The sequence below is a fragment of the Rouxiella chamberiensis genome (genome assembly GCF_026967475.1).
Taxonomy (GTDB): Bacteria; Pseudomonadota; Gammaproteobacteria; order Enterobacterales; family Enterobacteriaceae; genus Rouxiella; species Rouxiella chamberiensis.
In genome coordinates this window covers 1,756,838-1,773,880 of sequence record NZ_CP114058.1, presented here as the reverse complement: position 1 = coordinate 1,773,880, position 17,043 = coordinate 1,756,838, and the positions used below count along the sequence as shown (strand labels likewise).

General features: G+C 53.0%; 14 protein-coding genes and 4 pseudogenes. 8 read left to right on the top strand and 10 right to left on the bottom strand.

Translation table 11 applies throughout. The annotated features are described in order from the left end of the window. From rfbA to O1V66_RS08150, 6 genes and pseudogenes are all read right to left on the bottom strand, one after another. Positions 1-879: a glucose-1-phosphate thymidylyltransferase RfbA gene (gene rfbA / locus O1V66_RS08175; RefSeq protein WP_045047670.1), complete on the bottom strand. Its 879-nt coding sequence runs from the start codon at positions 877-879 to the stop codon at positions 1-3. 17 nt (positions 880-896) lie between these two features. Continuing rightward, a pseudogene (rfbB, locus tag O1V66_RS08170) lies at positions 897-1,959 on the bottom strand (dTDP-glucose 4,6-dehydratase). Between the two features lie 40 nt (positions 1,960-1,999). Further along, positions 2,000-2,906, bottom strand: a pseudogene (locus tag O1V66_RS08165) (glycosyltransferase family 2 protein). 89 nt (positions 2,907-2,995) lie between these two features. Further along, positions 2,996-4,140: pseudogene (locus O1V66_RS08160) on the bottom strand (polysaccharide export protein). 541 nt (positions 4,141-4,681) lie between these two features. Then, positions 4,682-5,077, bottom strand: a complete 396-nt coding sequence (locus tag O1V66_RS08155) for a hypothetical protein (RefSeq protein ID WP_152623614.1) — start codon at positions 5,075-5,077, stop codon at positions 4,682-4,684. 604 nt (positions 5,078-5,681) lie between these two features. Continuing rightward, a complete protein-coding gene (locus O1V66_RS08150; protein ID WP_045047675.1) occupies positions 5,682-6,620 on the bottom strand; it encodes a LysR family transcriptional regulator in 939 nt (312 codons plus the stop codon). A gap of 99 nt (positions 6,621-6,719) precedes the next feature. Between O1V66_RS08150 and O1V66_RS08145 the strand changes: the two genes are divergently transcribed. The 3 genes from O1V66_RS08145 (at position 6,720) to ansP (ending at position 10,433) form a co-directional block, all read left to right on the top strand. Continuing rightward, the gene (locus O1V66_RS08145) at positions 6,720-7,931 is read left to right on the top strand and encodes an MFS transporter (RefSeq protein ID WP_045047676.1); all 1,212 of its coding nucleotides are present in this window, start codon (positions 6,720-6,722) and stop codon (positions 7,929-7,931) included. A 147-nt stretch (positions 7,932-8,078) separates the two neighbouring features. Next, the gene (gene msrA / locus O1V66_RS08140) at positions 8,079-8,621 is read left to right on the top strand and encodes a peptide-methionine (S)-S-oxide reductase MsrA (protein WP_045047677.1); all 543 of its coding nucleotides are present in this window, start codon (positions 8,079-8,081) and stop codon (positions 8,619-8,621) included. A 327-nt stretch (positions 8,622-8,948) separates the two neighbouring features. Continuing rightward, positions 8,949-10,433 carry an L-asparagine permease gene (gene ansP / locus O1V66_RS08135; protein ID WP_045047678.1) on the top strand — a complete coding sequence of 495 codons (1,485 nt, stop codon included), beginning with the start codon at positions 8,949-8,951 and terminating at the stop codon, positions 10,431-10,433. 56 nt (positions 10,434-10,489) lie between these two features. Here ansP and O1V66_RS08130 read toward each other — a convergent pair whose 3' ends face one another. The 3 genes from O1V66_RS08130 to O1V66_RS08120 all read right to left on the bottom strand — a co-directional run bounded on the left by O1V66_RS08130 (position 10,490) and on the right by O1V66_RS08120 (position 12,971). Then, entirely contained in the window at positions 10,490-11,125 is a 636-nt protein-coding gene (locus O1V66_RS08130; protein ID WP_241481415.1) for a Pvc16 family protein, read from the bottom strand. Positions 11,126-11,351: 226 nt separating this feature from the next. Further along, positions 11,352-12,050, bottom strand: coding sequence for a fumarylacetoacetate hydrolase family protein (locus tag O1V66_RS08125; protein WP_045047680.1), 699 nt, complete (start codon positions 12,048-12,050; stop codon positions 11,352-11,354). Positions 12,051-12,179: 129 nt separating this feature from the next. Then, a complete protein-coding gene (locus O1V66_RS08120; RefSeq protein ID WP_045047681.1) occupies positions 12,180-12,971 on the bottom strand; it encodes an SDR family NAD(P)-dependent oxidoreductase in 792 nt (263 codons plus the stop codon). A 107-nt stretch (positions 12,972-13,078) separates the two neighbouring features. On the opposite strand from O1V66_RS08120, the gene O1V66_RS08115 reads away from it, so the two are divergent. After that, positions 13,079-13,525 (top strand): winged helix-turn-helix transcriptional regulator, encoded by a 447-nt coding sequence (locus O1V66_RS08115; RefSeq protein ID WP_045047682.1) that lies wholly within the window; start codon positions 13,079-13,081, stop codon positions 13,523-13,525. Positions 13,526-13,536: 11 nt separating this feature from the next. Here the strand turns inward: O1V66_RS08115 and O1V66_RS08110 are convergent, their stop codons facing one another. Further along, positions 13,537-14,955 (bottom strand): aminotransferase-like domain-containing protein, encoded by a 1,419-nt coding sequence (locus O1V66_RS08110; protein WP_045047683.1) that lies wholly within the window; start codon positions 14,953-14,955, stop codon positions 13,537-13,539. A 154-nt stretch (positions 14,956-15,109) separates the two neighbouring features. Between O1V66_RS08110 and O1V66_RS08105 the strand changes: the two genes are divergently transcribed. From O1V66_RS08105 to O1V66_RS08090, 4 genes and pseudogenes are all read left to right on the top strand, one after another. Next, the gene (locus O1V66_RS08105; protein WP_045047684.1) at positions 15,110-15,370 is read left to right on the top strand and encodes a DUF1127 domain-containing protein; all 261 of its coding nucleotides are present in this window, start codon (positions 15,110-15,112) and stop codon (positions 15,368-15,370) included. A 177-nt stretch (positions 15,371-15,547) separates the two neighbouring features. Beyond that, positions 15,548-15,843 (top strand): annotated as a pseudogene (locus O1V66_RS08100) (hypothetical protein); the annotation flags it as partial. Positions 15,844-15,858: 15 nt separating this feature from the next. Next, positions 15,859-16,287, top strand: coding sequence for a 4'-phosphopantetheinyl transferase family protein (locus O1V66_RS08095; RefSeq protein WP_269128251.1), 429 nt, complete (start codon positions 15,859-15,861; stop codon positions 16,285-16,287). 177 nt (positions 16,288-16,464) lie between these two features. Beyond that, positions 16,465-16,872: a hypothetical protein gene (locus O1V66_RS08090; protein WP_269128250.1), complete on the top strand. Its 408-nt coding sequence runs from the start codon at positions 16,465-16,467 to the stop codon at positions 16,870-16,872. Positions 16,873-17,043: the final 171 nt, after the last annotated feature.

Below are 17,043 nucleotides of genomic sequence, written 5' to 3'. Positions count from 1 at the left end.
TTAGATTTCCTTTGATTCAATCAGCTGAGTCAGGTAGCTGCCATAGCCGGTTTTCTTAAGGATTTTAGCCTGTTCGGCAACCTGCTCGTGAGAGATCCAGCCTTTGCGGAAGGCAATCTCTTCCAGACAGGCGACTTTGAAGCCCTGACGTTTCTCGATGGTGTGAATGAACTGGGAAGCTTCCAGCAGGCTGTCATGAGTCCCGGTGTCCAACCAGGCGAAGCCGCGACCCAGCTGTTCTACTTTCAGCTTGCCGGCATCCATGTACATCTGGTTGAGGGTCGTGATTTCCAGCTCGCCACGGTGAGAAGGCTTGATTTGCTTGGCCATCTCTACAACGTGATGGTCGTAGAAATACAGACCGGTGACCGCCCAGTTGGAGCGAGGCTTTTCCGGTTTCTCTTCGATAGAGATAGCGGTGTTGCTCTCGTCGAACTCGACCACGCCAAAACGCTCCGGGTCCAGAACCTGATAACCGAAGACGGTTGCGCCTTCTGCGTTGTTCTGGACTGCGTGTTCCAGCTTGCGGCCAAAGCTTTCGCCGAAGAAGATGTTGTCACCCAGAACCAGCGCACAGCTCTGACCGTCGATGAACTCTTCACCGATGATGAAGGCCTGAGCCAGACCGTCCGGGCTTGGCTGAATCGCGTAGCTCAGTTTGATACCGAACTGCGAACCGTCACCCAGCAGACGAACGAAACCTTCGTTGTCTTCAGGGGTGGTGATGATCAGAATGTCCTTGATACCCGCCAGCATCAATACAGATATCGGGTAGTACACCATCGGCTTGTCGTAAATCGGCAGCAACTGCTTGGAGACACCCTGAGTGAGCGGGTATAAACGCGTACCTGAACCGCCAGCTAAAATAATACCTTTCATGATTCCGTCACCTTAAATTATTTAGAAAGACCGAGACGTTTCTGTCCAGGTACCTGCCTTGATGGTATTTACCCACTCGAAGTTCTGCAGATACCATTCCACTGTTTTACGAATCCCGCTTTCGAAGGTTTCATCCGGCGTCCAGCCCAGCTCGCGTTCAATTTTGCTGGCATCGATAGCGTAACGCTTGTCGTGGCCAGGACGGTCGGCAACCCAGGTAATCAGGTCACGGTAATGCGCGATACCTTCAGGTTTCTGCGGTACCAGCTCTTCCAGCAAATCACAGATGGTGTGAACCACTTCAATGTTCTGACGCTCGTTGTGGCCGCCGATGTTGTAGGTCTCGCCGACTTCACCCTTGCTGACAACCTTGTGCAGAGCGCGTGCGTGGTCTTCCACATACAGCCAGTCACGGATCTGGTCGCCTTTACCGTAGACAGGCAAGGCTTTGCCCGCCAGCGCGTTCAGGATGATGAGCGGGATCAGTTTTTCCGGGAAGTGGTAAGGACCGTAGTTGTTCGAGCAGTTGGTCACAAGTGTTGGCAGGCCGTAGGTACGTTTCCACGCGCGAACCAGGTGGTCACTTGCCGCTTTGGTCGCCGAATACGGGCTGCTTGGAGAGTAAGGGGTCTCTTCGGTGAACAGGTCGTCAACACCGTGCAGATCGCCATACACTTCATCGGTAGAAATGTGGTGGAAGCGGAAAGCCGCCTTCTTCTCGTCGGACAGGGCATTCCAGTAAGCGCGCGTGGCTTCCAGCAGCGTATAGGTCCCGACAACGTTGGTTTGCACGAAAGCAGCAGGGCCGTCGATTGAACGGTCTACGTGGCTTTCGGCTGCCAGATGCATGACGGCATCCGGCTGGAATTCGGCAAATGCCTTGTTCAGTGCATCTGCATCACAGATATCAACCTGGGCAAAATGATAACGAGGATCGTCACTGACCGGAGCCAGGGAGGCAAGGTTGCCTGCATAGCTTAGGTTATCGATAACCAGAACCTCATCTTGAGTGTCCTGAATAATGTGTCTCACGACGGCTGAACCAATAAAACCGGCACCACCTGTAACGATAATTTTCATTGTATCCTCAACAAATAAAGTTAGAGCAACGGGGGAGTGATTATTTCCAGTACCGCTTGTGCATACTAAAAGAACGCGTCATGCCGAGGGGTAGGGTCTTGTAATTTTTCCCTAACTTGTAGCCGACAATCTTCATGGCATTGTTAATGCACGCACGGGGAGGGTCATCACGCCATTTTTGAGCAGAAATCGCAGCTCAGAAAAAATAAATTTCTTGCCTTCTCCACCGGCACCGCCGAACTTCTCATGGATCCAGGATTCCTTGCCATGGAAAACACCAATATCGAAGTAGCGCTTGAACTCTTCGATAGGGGAGTAGTTATGAGAATGTCGGGCTTCGGCGTCGGCAGCGTAAGCCACTTTGTAGCCGGCCAATACCGCTCTCGCCGCAAAGTGCATGTCTTCACTCAGGATGGTGTCGGACGGAAATCCGCCGAGTTCCTGAACACCGAAATGCGATAGGCAGCAAACGAATTGGAGGTAAACACGGTTTTCAAACCCACCCGTGGCGCATCTGCCAGCGAGTAGACGTGACTTTTAGCCGTATAGTTAAAGCTGCGTGCATGGCGGGCAATCGGTGTCGCATCTTTATGCGGCAGCTGACGGCCGTAGGCGCAGGCAACTTTAGGATCGTCAAAGGCGGCGACCAGACGTTGCAGGCTGCCTTCTTCGATAATGGCGTCCTGGGTGATAAAAATCACGACATCACAATCGGCAGGCGCTTTTTCAACCGCCAGATTCCGAGTTCCGCCGTGATTAAATTCCATAGAACTGATACTCATGACATTGAACCCTGCCTGTTCCGCAAGGGTAGCCGTGCCATCTTTACTTCCCGAGTCAATCACCTGCACATAAAGATCGGCAGGCGCATACTTGCGTATGTTGGCAATTGACTCTTTCCACACTTCACCACCGTTGTAGGTGGGTATTGCCAAAAAGTATTTCATCTACTTTTCTCGTTTGAGCCAGAGATGAGTAAATTATCCCCACACACACCCGGCTCATCGCCGGGAGAGAAACGTGTGGGGACGCAGTATTAATTCCAGTTACGAATGAATCTTGCACTTTCACTGACGTTGTAGACGCCGGTTATCGTAGGAACTATCTGGCTGATAACGCGGTTCCAACGCACGATAGGCGCTGTGGTGACAAAGACGATGTCATAAGGTTGCAGCTGGAAGTTGCTGCTCAGCACCATCGCCGAGGCATCTTTCGCCTTGAGCTGATAGATATCGGCAATCTTGCCCTTGTTGACGCCGGTGCCGTCATGAACGGCGCGAATGACAAAGATACCCTGCGCATCGCCCAGTTCTGGGACATTCCACTGGCGCTGCCCAGTGCTTCGGCGAGCGTCATGCCGCTGCGGTCCATCTTCAGCGTGCTCTGCTTGCCGACTTCACCCATTACGAAGACTTTCAGGTCATCGTTGCGCGGTACGTAGAGAATGTCGCCCGGATAGAGCAGACGGTTCTGCGTCAGGTCGCCGTTTTGCATCAGGGCTTCAAGCGAAATTGTCTCGTCGTGACCGTTATGGGTCAGAACCACGTTGCGCCAGTCGGCATCAGCGGTAAGACCGCCGGCGGCATTGATGGCATCGACGATGGTAAGAGGAATATTGGTAATGGCCTGCTGACCCGAGGTAGCGACTTCGCCCGTGATATACGCTTTTTGCGAACGGAAAGAGGCCACACTCACATCAACCTGAGGACTTTCTACGAAGCGGTTGAGACGCTGGGCGATAATGCTGCGGATCTCCTCGATAGTCAGGCCAACGACGTGCACCTTGCCTATATAAGGATAGAAAATATCACCGTCGGCACCGACCCAGTTACCTGTATCGCTGGCGCTACGATATTGGCCTGCCGGAGTGGTCAACTCGGGATGGTCATAAATAGTTATCATCAACACATCACCAATACCGACATGATATTGATAACTTTTAAGCAGGTTGCTCAGTTGCAGGTTAGTGCGGGCAATCGCCGGGGCCGGTTGTAACTTGTCAACCACGGAAGGCGTAATCGGATAAATGTTTACCAGTTTATCCAGATCATAATCGCTGTCAGGGACCTTGACGACATTTTTACCCCCAGTCGATAAGCCTTGCCCCGGTATAACTGTACAGCCGCCTAAAATACCTACAGCAAAGAATAGCGCAGAAAGTTTAAACAGATTTTTGTGCATAGGTTCCAGACCATTTCGGTTTTTTAAGAGTCACTGTCTACATCATTTTCCGGGTACATAAGCATAAGAATCAAAGGGGAAGTGCCGATCCGTTTGTCCGGAAAATTGTGAGAAATCACGCGTTGTTTTTGAAGTCGTCCGACAGCCAATGTGAAACAGGTATGCTACCGCCCTTGGCTCATAGCTACCAATACACTAGGAAACGATGTATATAATCTCAGTACGGACGTCAGGCTACAGACAATAACAGTCCTGCACCTGCAAATAAAATAGCTCGGCTAAATTATTTCCGGGCTTATAGTCCGTTATTGTTCTCGACATAATATTATTCCCCACGGCTCTTGATGTTTTCACACCTTTGCACTATGAGGGACACGATTATGCCGAAGGGGAAAAACCTGAAATTGATATTAGGTCGCCATCAGCTTTCCCGCACTTCTTCTGCTACAGTGAACTTCTTTTCAAATTCACTTTAACAGAAGGGGTATCACAATAACTATTCACAATGTTTTGTTCACGGCCTCTTTAGGAATTTACCGACTCAACAAGGCATCAATATTTCAAAAAACGAGTTTTTATTGTTCAGTAAATCGTTTTTACCCACCTGAATACGCCTGACTTTATTTAAATAAGGAACATTATAAAAAGACGCGCGTACGGATCCAACGAATGGGCGAAGGTCGATTCGCAGACGATAAAAAGCGTTTACGCAGAAAAAAGGGCGGTAATTAAGAGTAACCCTGGTTTGAAACATGGCGATCGGCAGGCGGCAAAAGCCCGTTTTGCCGGAATTGATTCCATGCTTTGCTCGCAAGGGAGTACGCGCCTTTGACTGGGATAAAACAATATCGGTCTTGAACGGACTGGCGTCCGCCTCATACCCCTTCGGCACAGGCACAACCAGAGCAGATTTTGGATGAAAAACCATATTTTTCAAGGATTTTTAACAGCATTATTTTCTAGTCCGGCCTTGGAATCTATGTTGTGTATATATATAACGAATGCCTTTAAATCGCAACACATTAATGCATGGGGAATCGAGGTTTTTTTAACGAAAGTATTCAATTGTCCGCATGTAACTCGGCTTTTTATAATAATAACTTATGACTAAATTAGCGGGTCCTTGCCTGGGCTTTCCGCGACTGGCGCGCGTTGACGTGCAAGTCAGGCGGGAGGCAGGGCCGATTGCTGCGGAGTGGCGGGAATGAAATCCGCAGAATGGATGATGCGTTCGACCGGTTTCTTTTTATGCAATAGTCGCAGCGTGAAACCATAGCCCGGCGAAGCACTTTTATTTCTAGACAATCGGTCAAAAACAATTCTTTATTAACTCGTCTGGGTTAATGCTTTTAATTTGAACGGAATTTGACTTTGTCATGCTAATAAATAGTCACACTCTTTACCGAAAAATGAAGGTTGGAAATAACCGTCAGTATTATTCCCTTTTGTCACATGCTGAAATGGCATAGCGTTTTGCCTAATTGGCAATTAAGAATGAAGTTATCGCAAGAAGCCAACGCGAAGCAGAACGACGTTCGTGACTAAAGGCCCGGCGGTTGTGTGCCGCTAAGTTCTGGCATCACCTTGCGGATCAGTTCAAGAAATCTGAGCAGGCGCGTCGGATAATAACTGGCATACGGATAAACCAGATAAACCGGCAGAGGGGTTGCACGCCATTGCGGTAAAATAGGCACCAGCCTGTCTTCTTTAATCGCCTCATTGACCAGCCACGAAGAAACCAGCGCCAGTCCCAGCCCGTTTTCAACCGCTTTACAGGCCGCATATAGACTGTCGGTGCTCATTTTTGGCTTTATTTCGAAACGATATTGGCGGTCATCCTTTTCATGACGCAGGGTGATTTCATTGCGGTAAAACGTACTCAATGCCACCCACGGGAAACAGGCGAGGTCGTCAATCTCCCTGATGGCAGGAAAGCGGGCGAGCAGGGCGGGCGAGGCCACCACGATGCGCGGCACCTCGGCGAGCAGCACGGCGACCATCGACGGATCGGTAATCTCGCCGACCTGAATCATGCAGTCGATATGCTCGGCAATAAAGTCCGGCGTACGGTCATTCAGCATCCAGTCGACCGACATATTGTTGTAGCGCTGCAAATAGGCCGTGAGCGGGGCAATCAGCTGGTCCTGACCAAAGGCGTGAGGTGCCCGCACCCGCAAGGTGCCTTCCGGCTCGTCTTCCGCGCCATGCAGTTCGTCTTCCAGGGCGTTCCAGCGCTCGACAAGCAGTTTGGCATGGCGATAGCAGCGCTCGCCATCGTCGGTCAGTTTCATGGCGTGCGTAGTGCGCAGAATCAGTTTTGCGCCCAGCAGCCGTTCCAGCGTCTGTAAACGCCGTGACACGGTAGGTTGACTGGTCTGCATCTGCTGGGCCGCGGCCGACAGACTGCCACTCTCCTTGATGCGAATAAAGGTGCGCATCAGGTCTATGCGGTCCATGCCGCCGGATGAAGTTTTGCTCATACGAGTAACGTATAACAGTTTTACCTGCCCACTGGCTACCACTTGTTAACGGGTTGATGAACAATGCCGACATCAAAACAACAAACAGGGCATTCCACCATGTCAGAATTATCCAACACCCAGAATATTACGGCCGCCGACGAACCTGCGCTGCCCGGTAAAATGATTTTCACCCTGGCCGCCGGGGCCGGTCTCAGTGTCGCCTCTATTTATTACAGCCAGCCGATGCTGAGCATTATGGGGCCGCAACTCAACGCCAGCCTCCCAGAAACCGGCATGGTGCCGACGCTGACCCAAATCGGTTATGCGCTCGGCATTCTGCTGCTCGTCCCGCTTGGCGACCGCTTCGACCGTCGCAACATTATTCTGCTCAAAAGCCTGTTGCTCACGCTGGCGCTGCTGATGTGCGGTTTTGCGCCGGGCATTCACAGCCTGCTGCTGACCAGCCTGCTGATAGGCGCAGCGGCAACGCTGGCGCAGGATATCGTGCCTGCTTCGGCGGCACTGGCTCCGCTGGCCCAGCGCGGAAAAACCGTTGGCACCGTGATGACCGGTCTGCTGGTCGGGATTCTGCTGTCGCGGGTGGTCAGCGGGGTAGTCGCCGAATACTTCGGCTGGCGCGCCATGTACCAGTTGGCGGCGCTCAGCGTCGCGCTGATAGGTCTGGCGCTATGGCGCGTGCTGCCAAAATTCACGCCGGGAAGCGAGTTGAGTTATCCGGCCCTGCTGCTGTCGATGCGCCAACTGTGGCTGCGTTACAAGACGTTGCGTCGTGCGGCGCTCTCGCAGGGGCTGCTCTCCGTTGGATTCAGCGCCTTCTGGTCTACGTTGGCTATCATGCTTAGCGAAACCTATCATCTGGGCAGCGGTATAGCGGGCGCGTTCGGACTGGCCGGGGCAGCGGGTGCCCTTGCCGCGCCGCTTGCCGGAAAACTTGCCGACAAACAGGGGCCGGGCGTGGTCACACAACTCGGCTCGGGTCTGGTGATGCTCTCTTTCGCCGCCATGTTCGCGCTGCCATTTCTGTCGCCGCATGCCCAACTGGTGTTGATTGTCCTGAGCGCCGTCGGTTTTGACCTGGGCGTGCAGGCGACGCTGGTATCGCATCAGACGCTGGTGTATGGACTCGACCCCGCCGCCCGTGGCCGTCTCAACGCCCTGTTGTTCACCGTGGTGTTTATCGGCATGGCCGTCGGTTCTGCGCTTGGCAGCAAGGCGCTGGAACTCGCAGGCTGGCAGGGTGTGGTCGCCCTGGCGACGCTGGCCGGTGCCGGCAGTCTGCTGGTGCGAATTTTCAGCCGCAAACTGTAATCAGCGTGAGGCGGGTTAGCGCGGTGTGCTATCGCCGGAAAACTGCCCGTCTGCCCACTGGTTGCATATACTTTAAAAGTGTAGCCTGAAGACAGGGTGTGACTCCCACCGCCAAAACAGCGGTTAATGGAACATGAGGACATAAACATGACTATCGAATATGCAATCGTCGCGGGCGGCTGTTTCTGGTGTACCGAAGCGGTCTTCAAAGACGTCATCGGCGTGGAAAGCGTCGAAAGCGGGTATATCGGCGGGACGACCGACAATCCTACCTACGAGCAGGTCTGCAACGGGGATACCGGCCATGCCGAGGCCATCCGCATCGGTTTTGACTCGGACAAGCTCAACTACGGCGACCTGCTGGACATCAGCTTTGCAACGCACGACCCGACACAGCTTAACCGTCAGGGGAATGACGTCGGTACGCAGTATCGTTCCGCCATTTTTCCGCTAAACGATCAGCAGAAAGCCGAAGCCGCCGCCGCCATCGAACGGGCGCAGGAAGACCATCGCGACCCGGTGGTGACCACCATCGAGCCGCTGGCCACCTGGTATCCGGCTGAAAACTATCATCAGGATTACTGGGAAGGTGCCGGTCAGCGAAATGGCTACTGTCTCGCAGTGATCCCGCCTAAACTGCAAAAATTGCGCAAAAGCTTCGCCAACCGCACAAAATCCTTGCAGAGCTAAGCAAAAATCCGCAGAAAATTTCAATTTTCTTGATTGAGATCACGCACGCCCCCAGAAACTTTGGGGGCGTTTTGCTTATTAAAGCAGCGAAACGGCAAAATATTGTACTGAGAAGATGAATTCTAACGATTTAAAATGAGGTTTTTTTGCCACGCTCCAAGAGAATGAGGTAGCATCTTGCGCCATTGCTGATGTTAACCCTCCGTTAACCCCAGTTGGTCAAGAATAATACAGTGGCGAAAAGCCACGATAGGCGTCAGCAATTGCAATCGTTTGCTCATGTTGAAGGCCAGGCGTGAAAGATTTCTTTTGGAGAACAGGTAAGAAATGAAACGACATAAAAAAACTGCGGAAGAACTTGAGCATCACAAGAAACACGCGGCCAAAAGGCGTTGGCTGGACTCTCACGAGGAAGGCTATCACAAGAGCATGGGCAATCGTCAGGTTCAGATGATTGCAATCGGTGGCTCTATCGGTACCGGCCTGTTCCTGGGTGCCGGTGCGCGTCTGCAGATGGCTGGTCCGGCGCTGGCGCTGGTGTATCTTGTCTGCGGCATCTTCTCCTTCTTTATCCTGCGTGCGCTGGGTGAACTGGTTCTGCACCGCCCGACCAGCGGCAGTTTCGTGTCCTATGCCCGTGAATTCCTGGGCGAGAAAGCCTCTTACGTCGCAGGCTGGATGTATTTCCTCAACTGGGCGATGACCGGTATCGTCGATATCACCGCCGTAGCGCTCTATATGCACTACTGGGGAACCTTCGGGGATGTGCCACAGTGGATGTTTGCTCTGGGTGCGCTGGCCATTGTCGCGACCATGAACATGATTGGCGTGAAGTGGTTCGCCGAAATGGAATTCTGGTTTGCGCTGATCAAAGTCGCCGCTATCGCCATCTTCCTGGTGGTCGGTGTGGTGTTCCTCGGCACCGGTAAAGAACTGGCGGGCCAACCGACCGGTCTGCATCTGATTACCGACAACGGCGGCATCTTCCCGCATGGTCTGCTTCCTGCGCTGGTGCTGGTGCAGGGCGTCGTCTTCGCCTTTGCGGCCATCGAACTTGTCGGTACCGCCGCCGGTGAAACCAAAGAACCTGAAAAGATTCTGCCAAAAGCCATCAACAGCGTTATCTGGCGTATTGCCCTGTTCTACGTGGGGTCCGTGCTGCTGCTGGTTCTGCTGTTGCCGTGGAATGCCTATCAGGCGGGGCAGAGTCCGTTCGTGACCTTCTTCAGCAAGCTGGGCGTGCCGTATATCGGTACCATCATGAATATCGTGGTGCTGTCTGCCGCGCTATCGAGCCTGAACTCGGGTCTGTATTCGACCGGCCGTATTCTGCGTTCCCTGTCGATGGGCGGTTCTGCGCCGAAGTTCATGTCGAAAATGAGCAAGCAGCAGGTGCCTTACGCCGGGATTCTGGTGACCGTTGCGATTTATATCGTGGGCGTAGTGCTGAACTACTATGTGCCGACGCAGGTGTTTGAAATCGTTCTGAACATCGCATCGCTCGGCATTCTTAGCTCATGGGGCTTCATCGTGGTCTGCCAGATGAAACTGCGTCAGGCAATCAAGCAGGGCAAGGCGAAAGATGTTTCCTTCAAGATGCCGGGCGCGCCGTTCACCTCCTGGCTGACGCTGCTGTTCCTCGCAAGCGTGCTGGTGCTGATGGCATTTGACTATCCAAACGGCACCTACACCGTGGCAACGATTCCGGTGCTGGTGGTCTTGCTGGTGTTTGGCTGGTTCGGCCTGCGCAAGCGCGCCGCAGAAGTGAAAGCGCTCGAGAAAGAGCATGCCGAGAACTTCGAGCTGAAATAAGCCTGCAAGTCGAGTCATGAAGAGCCTCCGCCTCGTAAAGAGACGGGGGCTTTTTTTCAGGTTTTCTTTTTCTTTTCGGGGATTGCCGTTACCGATTCGACAGGCTTGCTTTCGAAATCTGCCTCTTTTGGCAAGGGCGCATGATGCGGATAAACATCCGCCGTCGCCGTGGAAATACCCACAAAGGTTTCGCTGTTGCCGGTTTCAGGGATCAAGATAGGCACCGTCACCTCATAGCTCAGGCACAGTCTGGGCCGCTGTTTCAAAGACTGCCAGAAGTTGCTGATACTGTTCATCTGTTCCGAGTTGTGGATGAACCTCGCCTCGTAATCGACGAAATGCGAGAATTCCTTGATCTTGTCGATGTGGTAGGTGTTAAGCAGCGCCGTGACAATCCGGCTGGCAATAATGGCGTTCTGATTATTGGGCAGAATCTGTTGAGACGTTTTGTCCCAGAAGATAATCAGATAACTGCATTGCACGTTGAAATAACCGGGATGCGTGGTCGGCCCGGTTTTGGCAATCTCATAACCGCGCTGACCGGTCTGGCCGTGGCGCATTGTGGTATTTTCTTTAACATCATACAGATAAAGACATATGGTCGGACCATCGGGCGTCTTGTCATCGTTTTCGGGCAGGTCGTACCAGATATCGATATTACTGTCGGCGAGCACTTTATCGTTTCGCAACAGCGCCATGACCGCCGAGGATATTAATCAGGGTAGGATGATTGTTAAAGTGGGGATGGCGGCGGTGAAACCCGCTGAATTTATCATTCTCGAATTCTCGCAAAAACAGATCTAATTCTGTCGTACCGGGTTTTGCTGGGGCAGTAAAAGTCCCGGCATGCCTTTTAAAATGCTCAAAAAGCACAAAGCCCGCCTGATAAGCGGGCTTTTTTATAGATTTATGACTAAATCAGGGTTTTGCGCCCAGCGTAAAGCTGAATTCACCGATGCCATCAATGCCGCCGGTCACGACATCACCGGGTTGTAGCGCACTGACGCCAGACGGTGTGCCGGTGTAGATAATGTCACCCGCTTTAAGCTCGACCGCTTCGGAAAGATAGCTAATTACCTCCGCGACCTGCCAAATCTGATCGTTCAGGTTGCCGGTTTGACGAGATTCGCCGTTCACGGCCAGCCAGATTTTGCTTTCGGTCGGATGACCCACCTGACTGACCGGCAGCAGGGCCGTAGTCGGGGCGGAATAGTCAAAGCCTTTGGCAAAATCCCACGGACGACCCATTTTCTTGGCGCTTGCCTGCAAATCACGACGGGTGAGATCTACACCCACGCCATAACCCCAGACATGCTCCAGCGCCTGTTCAGGGGCGATATTCTTGCCGCCTTTGCCAATCGCCACCACCAGTTCGACTTCATGATGCAGGTCCGAAGTCAGCGTGGGATAGGGGATTTCGCCCTGCGCAGGGACGACGGCATCGGTCGGTTTGCCGAAGAAAAACGGCGGCTCGCGGTCAGGATCGTGTCCCATTTCACGGGCATGTTCGGAATAGTTGCGGCCAACGCAATAGACGCGGCGCAGCGGGAAGCGAGCGTCCTGCCCATCAATTGCCAGTGAAGGTACCGCCGGTACGGGGATAACGAATTCAGTCATTTTCACTCTACCCTTTGTGGTTCAAAGAAATGCGGATGTTAAAAAACTGTGACTTTCGATTTATCCAATGTAACCAGTGTCGGCACGGCTTGCAACGAGGGCAGTCAGCATTGCTTCACAAATCAAGGTTTAACGATAACGCGGGGCGGCACGCCCCTGAAGAAATTCCGGCACCAGCGATTTACGAATCTCTTCAAATTGCCGCCATTTTGCCTCGTCTTGCAGCGGAGGAATGGTAACAGGCTCGCGTTTGTCGAAACCGGACAGCGCCGCATCGACCAACTCGCCGACTTCCATCATGCCCGGGATCTCCTCGATATTTTTCCCGCTTTTATGCCAGATATCGGTGCGCGTCGCGGCGGGCAAGACCACCTGGAAATACAGGCCACTGTCGGCGAGTTCGGTTTGCATGGACTGGGTAAAAGTCAGCACAAACGCCTTGCTGGCGGTATAGACCGGATCGCTGATTTCCGCCGCCAGCGCGAGCACTGAGGCAATATTGACGATAGCGCCGTGCGGGTGTTTGCGCAGTCCATCGAGTGCGACGCGTGACAGGCGTGCCACGGAGGTGACATTAAGGCGAATCAACCGGTCGATGTCGTCGACGGCGGAATCTTTGAAGCCGCCCGGCAAGATGGTACCGGCATTATTGACCAGCAGCGAGAGAGCGGGCGTGGCTTCAATCAGCTCTTCGAGGCGTTTGAGGTCGGCGGAATCGGTTAAATCGGCCGGGAAGACACGCACGTTTACATCGGAATGGCGGCCAATTTCGGCGGCCAGTTGGTCGAGTTTTGCGCCGTCGCGGGCGACCAGTATCAGGTCATAGCCGCGTTTTGCCAGACGTTCGGCGTAGGTTGCGCCAATGCCGGTGGAAGCGCCGGTGATTAAGGCGAGAGGGGTGGACTGAGTGGCTGGCGTCATGATGTTATCCTCGCAGGAGTAAGTGGTTTCATTATTAAACCAGATGATTTTTAGCACCACCGGTTTTATAATGCAACCAGATTAATCGCCACAGCACGGAGTGATAAATGAAACGCACCAGCCTGAATGACAGCCTTTGTCCGGTCGCACGCACGCTGGATTTGATAGGCGATTGGTGGACACTGTTGATTGTGCGCGATGCGCTTGGCGGCGTAAGGCGCTTTAGCGAGTTTCAGCGCAGTCTGGGTGCCGCGAAGAATATTCTCAGTTCAAGACTGAAGATTCTGGTTGCCGAAGACATCATGACGCTGGAACCGGCGTCCGATGGGTCGGCGTATCAGGAATATCGGCTGACTCAGAAGGGCAAGGATCTGTACCCGGTACTGATTGCGCTCGGACAGTGGGGTCATCAGTATATGTTTGATGAAAACGAAACCTGTAGCCGCGCCGTGGAGCGCGATACAAGGCAGCCGCTTGCGGCACTCAAGATTCGGGCGCAGGATGGCCGTGAATTGAGTGCCGACGAGATTGAAGTGATTCCGGGCCGCCCGTAAAGCGGCCTGCCTTACGCCATCATCATCATCTGGTTAATCATCTCACCCACGCGCTTTATCGCCGGTTCATGCACTTTCTCGTCAATCTGGGCATAGTTGAGCCGCAGACAGTTGCGATACTTGCCCGAGGCCGAAAAGATAGCGCCGACCGAAATCTGTATCTGATCCGGTTCGAGCAGGCGGTTAAGCTTTTGCGTATCGATTTTTTCGTCAAGCTCGACCCAGAGCAAAAAGCCGCCCTGCGGACGACTCACGCGCGTGCCCTGCGGAAAATAGCGGTTTACCCAGCCGGTCATTACGCACAGATTCTGCTGATACTGATGGCGCACGCGGCGGAGGTGAGTCTGGTAATGCCCCTGTTTGATAAACTCGGCGATGGCGATTTGCGGCTGGGTCGCGCTGGTGCCGGTACTGATGTATTTCATGTGGATAGCGCGGTCACGGTAGCGGCCGGGCGCAATCCAGCCAATGCGCAATCCCGGTGCCAGCGTCTTTGAAAACGAACTGCACAGCAAGACGCGGCCATCATCGTCAAAAGAGGTGATGGTGGCGGGGCGAGGATATTGATACGCCAGATCACCATAAACATCGTCTTCGATAATGGCGATATCATAGGCCTGTGCCAAACGCAGCAACGCCTTTTTGCGATCGTCCGGCATGTTGTAGCCGAGCGGATTATTACAGTTGGGCGTTAACTGTATCGCCTTGATAGGCCACTGCTCGAGCGCCATCTCCAGCGCTTCTATACTGATGCCGGTAACGGGGTCCGTCGGGATCTCAAGCGCCTTCATGCCAAACCCTTTCAATGTCTGCATTGCGCCATGAAAACTCGGCGAATCCACGGCCACGATGTCGCCAACCTGACAAACGGAGCGAATCGCAATCGACAACGCCTCGTGACAGCCGGTGGTGATGACGATGTTTTCGGCATCCATATGACTGCCGCTGTCAATCAACAGGCGGGCAATCTGGTCGCGCAAATCTTTGCAGCCGTCGAGACTGTCGTAATACAGCGCACTGAGATCGGTGCGCTGTGCCACGCGGGCCATTGCGCGACTCAGGGGTTTTAGGGTGGGGAGAGTCACATCGGGCGTGCCGCCGCCGAGCGCCAGTCTGTCGACATGAGCACGGCTGTTAAGCTGGGCCAGCACCAGATCCCACTGCGAAATATCCACGGGGCGCTGCGGATTGCGGCACACGGCGGGTAATTCGGCGCGGCGTTTCAAGAGCGAAACGAAATAGCCCGACTTCGGGCGCGCCTCGACCAACTGACGGTCTTCGAGCATTCGATACGCCTGCTGCACGGTGCTGACACTGACGCCGTGCTCCGTGCTCAGCACGCGTACCGACGGCAGGCGGTGGCCGGCGGGGTACAGACCCTGCTCGATACGCTCGCCCAATACATTGGCCAGATTCTCATAGCGGTTCATGAATTTTGTCCGATAGCAGTACAGATGACCCTAATTTACACCCGAAACTGTACATTTCGCCACATCTGTATGGTTAAAATAATTAAAAATTGCATCTGTATTGCCCGTGGCCTTTGCGTGATTCTATGTGCAAGGGTTAACAGGAGACAAGACGATGAGACGAATCAGTGATAGCGAACAATTTATCAGTAATGTGAAAGACATTTCAGTTAGCCGGTCGGCAAAAACGGGTCGCCGCTGGAACCTGCTGTTCACCGCCGTTGTACGCTGGTGGGAGCAACGTAAAACCCAAAGATTGCTACAGGGTTTGAGCAATGAACAGCTAAAAGATATAGGTCTGGGGCGCAAGGACATCGACAAGCTTTACGGCGCGCATCAGGATGAACGCACGTTCTGGCCTCACTGGCCGAAATAGGCGGCGGCCGGTTAAAACCCTGACCTCTACCATGAAAAGCGGCATGGGCAGGCCCTCTGCCATGCCGCTTTTCGTTGACGTTTTCTTGAGATACTCCCTTCCTGGCAAACCAGCCCGTTTGAATTAAAAACAGAGAGATGCTGTAATTCGAGCATCCTTCACAACCTTATCCAGACCATGCTGACTCCGCTGATTGCCGTTCCCCATTCTCGAAGCGCGTTTATTCGTTCCCTGCAGCAGGGGACATTGCGTGAATTGCCCTGGCTGATGTGGACGGAGGTGCAATTTGATCTGTCGCACTATGACAACGCGCTGTTTGCACAATACAGTTTGAATCAACCTGCTCATCTGCACCGCGCCGTCGGCAAGCGGCGAGGGGAGTATCTTGCCAGTCGTCTCGCGGCCCGCACGGCGTTGCAATGCTACGGCATTGCCGATTTTTTCTCGAGAATGATGCCGATCGCGCGCCCGTCTGGCCTCAGGGCATTGTGGGTTCGTTAACGCATACGGCAACACGCGCGGTGATTCTGACCGCGCGGGCCGACTGTCGGCATCATGTGGGCGTCGATGCCGAAAATCTGTTGAAAGCCAGTTCCGCACAGGAGTTGGCCAGCATGATTGTTGGCGAAACGGAGGAGGCGTTATTGCAGCGCTGCGAAATGCCGTGGGCAGCGGCCCTCACGCTGGCTTTTTCATTGAAGGAAAGCCTGTATAAAGCGCTGTATCCGCACCTAAAACAGTTTATGTCGTTTCATTCGGCGCGAGTTATCGAACTGAACGGCGAAACGGGTCACGCCTTGTTACAACTGACCAGCACGCTGGATGAAGATTATCCGGCCGGTAGGGTATTTCGGGGTTATTTTGCGTGGCAGGAAGAACATGTGCTCACCGTAGTCGTGAATCATTCCAATCCCTAACTCCCCTATCAACGAATAGGGGAGAATACGTCGCTACGGAGCAAACTTATTGATGACGGGTTAATTGGCAATCGCCAATTGTTTATAGCGCAAATAGATAATATAGGCGCGCAGAGAGAAAAAGCCGACCACAAAACCTGATGATACCGCCAGCAGCATAATCAGTGCGCCACTGAGATGATGATCGCTGACGGTCGCCTGCTGGTAGCCGATATAATAGCGAAGCGGGAAATAAAGCAGGAAAATAACGATAATCGAATAGGTGCCCGGTACCGTGATGGTGCCCTGTTTGCGCCCGAGACTGTAAGGTCTGGAGGCGAAAATTCTTGTCGCCGTCGTTCCCCGATGACGCAGCCCATTAACCAGGTCAAACTTGAAATCAAAATGTCACCTTGCTGTAGCAAAGAGACGAAAGAAAAAATCATAAAACAAAGTGGAATAAGTAATAAAAGCTTAATGCTGACGTCTTTTTTAAAACAGAAAGTGAGGCAATATCCTGTCGCGCTAATCAAAAGTACCATCACCCAAATCGGTGTTCCCGAAACAATTTCTAACATAATTATTCCCATGTCCAGATGTCGATAATTACTAATGAATATGCAGAGTTTCTTATAACAGAGACAAGAAAATATCCGCGCCAATAACGATACGGCGTGAAATCATGCAGCAAATCTAATGTGTTTGCATCCTAGCGTAGAGATTTAATAACTACAAGTAGGCATTGCCGCCTTCCTGTTTTGTGTCATCAAAAATTCA